Genomic DNA, 1,562 nt, shown 5'->3' with positions numbered 1-1,562 from the left:
TTCAGCTACGGCATGGCGCGTGGCAAAGACAGCGATACCGGCAAGCCTCTCGACTCGGTTGATCCCTCCAAGCTGCGCCTGGGCATGCAGTACGCCACCGGCGCCTGGGATGTGCGCCTCGACCTGGCCCACCACGCGGCCAAAAAGCAGAGCGACACCAACGCCGCCCTGTTCGTCACCCCGGCGGCCACCACGCTGGACCTGGGCGGCCAGTGGCGCATCCGCAAAGACCTGCGCCTGAACGCCACCGTGGCGAATCTGACCAACAAAAAGTACTGGAACTGGAGCGACGCGCGCAACGCCACAGCCGCCCAGGTGCTGGTGATCGACGCGTACAGCCAGCCTGGCCGCAGTGTGCAAGTCTCTTTAGTCGCTGATTTCTAAACCAAAGGAACTCCATGACCCGCCCAACCCATCCCATCCCCGCCACCGGGGCCGACGAGGAATACGCCATGCCCAGCGCCGAAGCCCTGCTGGCCAGCTCCCTGGCGCTGATGACCGGCTACGTGCAAGGCTGCTGCGACGACCACCGCACCCAGATGGCGCAAAAAATCGTGCACAACCTGCTCCACCTGTCTGAGCACCCCATGCTCTCGCCCGACTTCAAAACCCTGCTCTGGAACCTGCACACCCGCTGGCTGCAACAGACCCACCCGGCCCGTGCGGCCACCGACCATGCCGATCTACCCGCCACTACCCCGTTGTGGCACACAACCCCCGAGACCGTGCAATGAACACTGTAAATATGCCCGCTGCGTTCACCACCCCAGAAGACCTGCGTGCCGCCTTTGCCGCCGCCCGCGCCAGCGGCAAACGTGCCAAAGAAGCCGCCGAGTCCATCGGCAGCAGCGAAGGTGCCGCCGTGGCCGCCCACTGCGGTGACCACGCCTACCCACCCAAAGCCATTGCGCTGGCAGGCCCGTGGATCGACCTGCTCAAAGCCCTGGAGCCCTGCGGCCCGCTGATGGGCCTGACCCGCAACGCCAGCACCGTGCACGAAAAAACCGGTGTCTACAGTAAGCTCTCTGCCATGGGTCAAATGGGTTTGGCCCTGGGCGAAGACATCGACCTGCGCATCTTCTTCAGCCAATGGCATGCCGGGTTCGCCGTGACCGAGCTGGCCGCCAATCCGCAGAACCGCCCGAATGTCAGTCTGCAGTTCTTCGATGCCCACGGTCTGGCCGTGCACAAGATATTCCAGCGCGACGCCACCGACCGCGCCGCGTTCGACGCCGTGGTGCAGCGCTTTACCGCCGCCGCCAGCCATACCGTTTTCACGCCTGCGGTGCCAGCACCTGCGGCCCAACCCGATGCCGACATCGACGTGGCCGGGCTCACGGATGCCTGGGCCGCGCTGCAAGACACCCACGAATTCTTTGGCCTGCTCAAAAAGTTCGATGCCGAGCGCCAGCAAAGCCTGCGCCTGGTGCAGGGCCGCTTTACCCAAAGCCTGTCCACCATGGCACCGCGCGAGCTGCTGCAATCCGCGTCGTTTGACGGCGTGCCCATCATGGTCTTTGTAGGCAGCCGGGGCTGCATCCAGATCCACACCGGGCCGGTGA

At 64.9% G+C, this 1,562-nt stretch carries 3 protein-coding genes; all 3 read left to right on the top strand.

Annotated features, from left to right (window positions below; translation table 11 throughout):
• On the top strand, nucleotides 1-384 hold a 384-nt coding region (locus ABI213_RS12370), incomplete at its 5' end, for a TonB-dependent receptor (RefSeq protein ID WP_348027311.1).
• 14 nt (nucleotides 385-398) lie between these two features.
• Complete coding sequence (locus ABI213_RS12365; RefSeq protein ID WP_348027309.1) at nucleotides 399-734, top strand: hypothetical protein; 336 nt, start codon at nucleotides 399-401, stop codon at nucleotides 732-734.
• Nucleotides 731-1,562: ChuX/HutX family heme-like substrate-binding protein (locus ABI213_RS12360; RefSeq protein WP_348027307.1), on the top strand; the 832-nt coding region annotated here is incomplete at its 3' end. The genes ABI213_RS12365 and ABI213_RS12360, both read left to right, overlap by 4 nt.

This window comes from Rhodoferax sp., from assembly GCF_039922535.1.
In the GTDB taxonomy this organism is placed as follows: Bacteria; Pseudomonadota; Gammaproteobacteria; order Burkholderiales; family Burkholderiaceae_C; genus Rhodoferax_B.
The sequence above is the reverse complement of the archived record's forward strand: the minus strand, read 5'-3'. Positions and strand labels throughout refer to the sequence as shown.

Bases quoted from the DNA above. Each gene is read 5' to 3' on its own strand.
- ABI213_RS12365 (WP_348027309.1), top strand. From the start codon at position 399: ATGACCCGCCCAACCCATCCCATCCCCGCCACCGGGGCCGACGAGGAA.